This window comes from Micromonospora sp. ATA51 (assembly GCF_016802855.1).
Taxonomy (GTDB): Bacteria; Actinomycetota; Actinomycetes; order Mycobacteriales; family Micromonosporaceae; genus Micromonospora; species Micromonospora sicca.
This window is the reverse complement of the sequence record NZ_JAEVHJ010000410.1, coordinates 1-5065: the sequence shown is the minus strand read 5'-3', so window position 1 is coordinate 5065 and position 5065 is coordinate 1. Positions and strand designations below refer to the sequence as shown.

The window sequence follows — 5065 nt, the reverse complement described above, 5'->3', positions numbered from 1 at the left end:
GGGTCGCTCCGCCGCCCGGCGACCACCAGCCAGACCCGGCCCGCGCCGGCCAGGCACTCCGCCGGCCGGTCGCACTCGCCGGCCCAGAGGTCCGCGCGCTGCCGCTGGTCGCGGACCACCAGCGCGTCGCGGGGCTGCCGGGACCCCAGGTGGTACGCGGTGCCGAGGTCGAGGAAGAGCCAACTCTCCCGGGGGGAGAAGACGATCACGTCGCCGGGCTGCTCATGGTCGGCGATCACCCGGGCCACCCCCCGGTAGTCGACCGTGGCGCTGCGCGGCCACTCGTGCGTACGCCGCAGCCCCGCCTGGTCGGGCAGGCCGAGCAGCCCGGCCAGCACCACCACGGCGAGCGCCGGCGCCAGCCGTACGCCGCCGGCGCCGCGCCGGCCAGCAGGCAGCCGAACGGCACGGTGAAGACCAGGTAGCGCGGCACCCACAGCGGCACGACCACCCCGGCGGCGAAGACCAGCAGCACCGGCAGCAGCACGCAGGCCGCGGGCAGCAGGGCCCGCCGGCCGAGCCGTCCGGCACCGAGCGCGGCGAGACCGAGCAGCAGGCCGCCGACCGCGCCGCTCTGTGCCACGCCGCCGGGGAGCGCCGCCAGGTCGGTCAGCCGGGCGGGGTCCACCCAGTCGAGCTGCCGGGACCGCTGCCCCCGCGCCACCACCACCAGCGGACCGACCAGCAGCACGGCCGGCACCAACGCCACCAACCACCGCAACAGGACGTGACGCCCGGCCCGCCGCACGCCGCCCAATCCCTCGCCGCCTGGTCGGGCGTCGCCAGGTTGCCCGCCGCCGGGCGGTTCGACGTCGGGCCGGTCATCGGCCGGCGGGTCGTCCCTCCGACGGCTGTCGGCGGCCGCTCGGCGCCGTCCGGGAGAGTGTCGAGGCCGGCGGCCGCCGGGTCGCGCCACTGGACCAGCAGCACCGCGACCGCGTGCGCGGCGAGCAGGGTGAGCGCGATCAGGTGGGTCAGGCCCAGCGCGGCGACGGCGGCGGCGTAGCCGGCCCAGCGGGCCCACGACGGGCGACGCAGCGCCTCGACCAGCAGCAGCGTGGCGAGGACGGCGAGCAGCGTGGCCAGCGCGTACGGGCGGGCTTCCTGGGCGTACCGCGAGGTGCCGGGGAGGACGGCGAGGAGCAGCCCGGCCAGCAATCCGACCCGGGCGTCGACCAGCCGCTCGCCGAGCCGGGCGGTCAGCCCGGCGGTGGCCGCCATGGCCAGCACCGACGGCAGCCGCAGCGCGGTCGTCGAGTCGCCGAACAGCGCGATCCAGCCGTGCATGAGCAGGTAGTACGGCCCGGTGGCGGCGTCGATGGTGCCGGCCAGCCGGACCAGGTCGCCGACCGGCCGGGTCGCCGCGCTCCAGGTGGCCAGCTCGTCCCGCCAGAGCTGCGCCCGGCTCACCTCGGTGAGGCTGACCGCCAGCGTGAGCGCCGCCGGCGGCAGCCAGACCAGCCACCGTCGGTTGCTCCTGGCGGGAGCGGCCGCGCCGCTGGCCCGTCTCGGCTCCGAAGGTGCGGTCACATGTCGCAGCGTCACACAGCCGGACGGCCGGGCGGGCTGGTCCGCCGATTCGCGCGCAGGGCTCGGCTGCTCCCGCCGCCGACCGAGGGCGCGGCACGGTAGCACCCGGGGACGGGCGGTCCGTGATGTGGGATCACACACGCGGTCATTGGCCGGTCAACCGGGGGTGTGGGAGCATGGCACTCATGACCGCCGCTGTCGTCCGCCGCTTCGTGGCCCGTCGCCACGTCGATTACGGCCGCGTGCGCAGCGCGATCTGTCCGGCCAACTGACGACGCCCGACCCATCCGTCTCGGGCGCGTAGTCGCGCCGGCCGTCGAAGACATCGCCGTCCACGGCCCTCATGAGGGGCCGGCCGCCGCGTCCGCGTCCAGGCACAGCAGACATCGGAGGACGCCGCGATGGCGGTCAGCAGCACCCCGACCCGGCCCGAGACCCCGGCGGCCCCCGCCGCCCGGGCCGCCCGCCGTCCGCGCGGGGAGGGGCAGTGGGCGCTCGGTCACCGCGAGCCGCTCAACGCCAACGAGCGGATCAAGAAGGACGACGACCCGCTGAACGTCCGGGCCCGGATCGAGACCATCTACGCCCACCGGGGCTTCGCCTCCATCGACCCGCAGGACCTGCGCGGCCGGTTCCGCTGGTGGGGCCTCTACACCCAGCGCAAGGCCGGCATCGACGGCGGCCGTACGGCGGTGCTGGAGCCGCACGAGCTGGAGGACGAGTTCTTCATGCTCCGGGTCCGGGTCGACGGCGGCCAGCTGACCCTGGCCCAGCTCCGGGTCATCGCCGGCATCTCCCGGGAGTTCGCCCGGGACACCGCCGACATCACCGACCGGCAGAACGTCCAGTTCCACTGGATCCGGGTCGAGGACATGCCGGAGATCTGGCGCCGGCTGGAGGCGGTCGGCCTGCAGACCACCGAGGCGTGCGGCGACTGCCCGCGCATCGTGCTCGGCAGCCCGGTCGCCGGGGTGGCGGAGGCCGAGCTGGTCGACCCGACCCCGGCGATCGACGAGATCGTGAGCCGGTACGTCGGCGACAAGCAGTTCTCCAACCTGCCCCGCAAGTTCAAGACCTCGATCTCCTGGCTGGTCGACACCCCGTACGAGGCGAACGACGTCGCCTTCCTCGGCGTGGACCACCCGGAGCACGGCCCCGGTTTCGACGTCTGGGTCGGCGGCGGCCTGTCCACCAACCCGATGCTGGCCAAGCGGCTCGGCGTGTGGGTGCCGCTGGCCGAGGTGCCGGACGTCTGGGCCGGCGTGGTCGGCATCTTCCGCGACTACGGCTACCGCCGGCTGCGCAACCGGGCCCGGCTGAAGTTCCTGGTCGCCGACTGGGGCGTGGCGAAGTTCCGCGAGGTGCTGGAGAAGGAGTACCTGGGCCGGACCCTGCTGGACGGCCCGGCGCCGGAGCTGCCGAGCAAGCCGGTCGACCACATCGGCGTGCACCGGCAGCGCGACGGGCGGCACTACGTGGGGGCCGCCCCGGTGGTCGGGCGGGTCTCCGGCGGGCAGCTCGCCGAGCTGGCCGACGTGGTCGAGGCGCACGGCAGCGACCGGGTTCGGCTCACCCCGTACCAGAAGCTGCTGGTCCTTGACGTGGCGCCGGAGCGGACGGAGTCGCTGGTCGCGGCGCTGCGCCGGATCGGCCTGGAGGCCCGGCCGTCGGCCTGGCGGCGCGGCACCATGGCCTGCACGGGGATCGAGTTCTGCAAGCTGGCCATCGTCGAGACGAAGGCCCGCGGCGAGGAGCTGGTGGCCCAGCTGGAGGAGCGGCTGCGCGACTTCGACGCCGACATCTCCATCCACCTCAACGGCTGCCCGAACGCCTGTGCCCGGACCCAGGTCGCCGACATCGGGCTGAAGGGCCAGCTGGTGGTCGGGCCGGACGGCCGCCAGGTGGAGGGCTTCCAGGTGCACCTGGGCGGTGGCCTCGGCATGGCCGAGGGGCAGACCGCCGGCTTCGGCCGCAAGCTGCGCGGCCTGAAGACCACCGCCGAGGAGCTTCCGGAGTACGTGGAACGGCTGGCCCGCCGCTACCTGGCCGGCCGGATCGAGGGTGAGACGTTCGCCAACTGGGTGATCAGGGTCGACGAGGAGGAGTTGCGATGAGTGACGCCCGTTCCGCGCCTCTCTACTGCCCGTACTGCGGTGAGGAGGACCTGCGGCCGAGCGAGGCCGGGCACGGCGCCTGGGAGTGCCACGCCTGCGCCCGGGTCTTCACCGTGAAGTTCACCGGCCTGCTCGGCAGGGCGGTGGCCCGATGAGTCTGGTCTCCGCCACCAACCTGGGCCTGGTCGGCGTCGGCGGCCCGGCACCGGCCGACCCGCGGCGCCGCGACCCGGAGGAGCTGCGCGCGCTGGCCGAGTCGGCCGGGCGGGAGCTGGAGGGTGCTCCGGCGCTGGAGATCGCCCGTTGGGCCGCCGAGACCTTCGGCGACCGCTTCTGCGTGACCAGCTCGATGGCGGACGGGGTGCTCGCGCACCTGGTCTCCCGGGTCGCGCCCGGGGTGGACGTGGTCTTCCTGGACACCGGGCTGCACTTCCCGGAGACGCTGCGGGTCCGCGACGAGGTGGCCCGCCGGCTGCCGGTGAACGTCCGCTCGATCCGTCCCCGGATGACCGTCGGGCAGCAGGACGGCCAGTACGGCCCCCGGCTGTTCAACCGGTCCCCGGACGACTGCTGCCAGCTGCGCAAGGTCGAGCCGCTGGAGCGGGCCCTGACCGGGTACGACGCCTGGGCCGCGGGGCTGCGGCGGGACGAGTCCCCGACCCGGGCGAACACGCCGGTGGTGACCTTCGACGCCCGGCGCGGCAAGGTCAAGGTGAACCCGATCGCGACCTGGACCCAGCGCGACGTGGACGCCTACATCTCCCGCTACGACATCCCCGTCAACGAGCTGCTCAGCCGCGGCTACGGCTCGATCGGCTGCTGGCCCTGCACCCGGCGCACGAAGGCGGGGGAGGACCCACGGGCCGGCCGGTGGGCCATGTTCGAGAAGACCGAGTGCGGCCTGCACGTGTGACCTCGGCGGGCGCCGGGGCGGCCGTCGGGTCCGCCCCGGTGGTCCTGGTCGCGCACGGCAGTCGCGATCCGCGCGCCGCCGAGGCGACCCGTGCGCTGGCCCGGGCCGTCGAGGCGGCCCGTCCCGGGACGACGGTGCTGCCGAGCTGGCTGGACCACACCGAGCCCGGGCCGACCGGCGTGCTGCGTGAGCTCGCCGCGGCGGGACATCCCCGGGCGGTGCTGGTCCCGCTGCTGCTGACCGCCGCCTACCACCGGAAGGTCGACATCCCGGCGGCGGTCGCCGCCGCGCGGGAGCCGGGGCCGCCGATGGACGTCCGGATCACCGACGTGCTGGGACCGGCGGACGGGGTGGTGGACGCCGCGCTGCTGACCGGGCTGCGGCGACGGCTGGCCGAGGTCGAGCCCGGACCGGTGGACGCCCTGGTGCTGGCCGCGGCGGGCACCCGGGACGCGCGGGCGCGTGGCTCGGTGGGCCGGGTGGCGGCGGCCCTCGGGGCGCGGCTGGG

General features: G+C 75.5%; 4 protein-coding genes and 1 pseudogene. 4 read left to right on the top strand and 1 reads right to left on the bottom strand.

What is annotated here, in order from left to right:
* Nucleotides 1-1461: pseudogene (locus JNW87_RS34620) on the bottom strand (glycosyltransferase family 39 protein); the annotation flags it as partial.
* Nucleotides 1462-1931: 470 nt separating this feature from the next.
* On the opposite strand from JNW87_RS34620, the gene JNW87_RS34615 reads away from it, so the two are divergent.
* The 4 genes from JNW87_RS34615 to JNW87_RS34600 all read left to right on the top strand — a co-directional run.
* A complete protein-coding gene (locus tag JNW87_RS34615; protein WP_238455144.1) occupies nt 1932-3644 on the top strand; it encodes a nitrite/sulfite reductase in 1713 nt (570 codons plus the stop codon).
* The gene (locus JNW87_RS34610; RefSeq protein ID WP_146231228.1) at nt 3641-3799 is read left to right on the top strand and encodes an IS1 family transposase; all 159 of its coding nucleotides are present in this window, start codon (nt 3641-3643) and stop codon (nt 3797-3799) included. Before JNW87_RS34615 ends, JNW87_RS34610 begins: the two co-directional genes overlap by 4 nt.
* On the top strand, nt 3796-4557 hold the full coding sequence (locus tag JNW87_RS34605; protein ID WP_109804404.1) for a phosphoadenylyl-sulfate reductase: 762 nt from the start codon (nt 3796-3798) through the stop codon (nt 4555-4557). Before JNW87_RS34610 ends, JNW87_RS34605 begins: the two co-directional genes overlap by 4 nt.
* The coding region (locus JNW87_RS34600) for a sirohydrochlorin chelatase (RefSeq protein ID WP_238455143.1) at nt 4539-5065 on the top strand (527 nt) is incomplete at its 3' end. The genes JNW87_RS34605 and JNW87_RS34600, both read left to right, overlap by 19 nt.

Coding starts and splice junctions, on each gene's coding strand:
- JNW87_RS34615 (WP_238455144.1), top strand. CDS start 1,932: ATGGCGGTCAGCAGCACCCCGACCCGGCCCGAGACCCCGGCGGCCCCC.
- JNW87_RS34610 (WP_146231228.1), top strand. CDS start 3,641: ATGAGTGACGCCCGTTCCGCGCCTCTCTACTGCCCGTACTGCGGTGAG.
- JNW87_RS34605 (WP_109804404.1), top strand. CDS start 3,796: ATGAGTCTGGTCTCCGCCACCAACCTGGGCCTGGTCGGCGTCGGCGGC.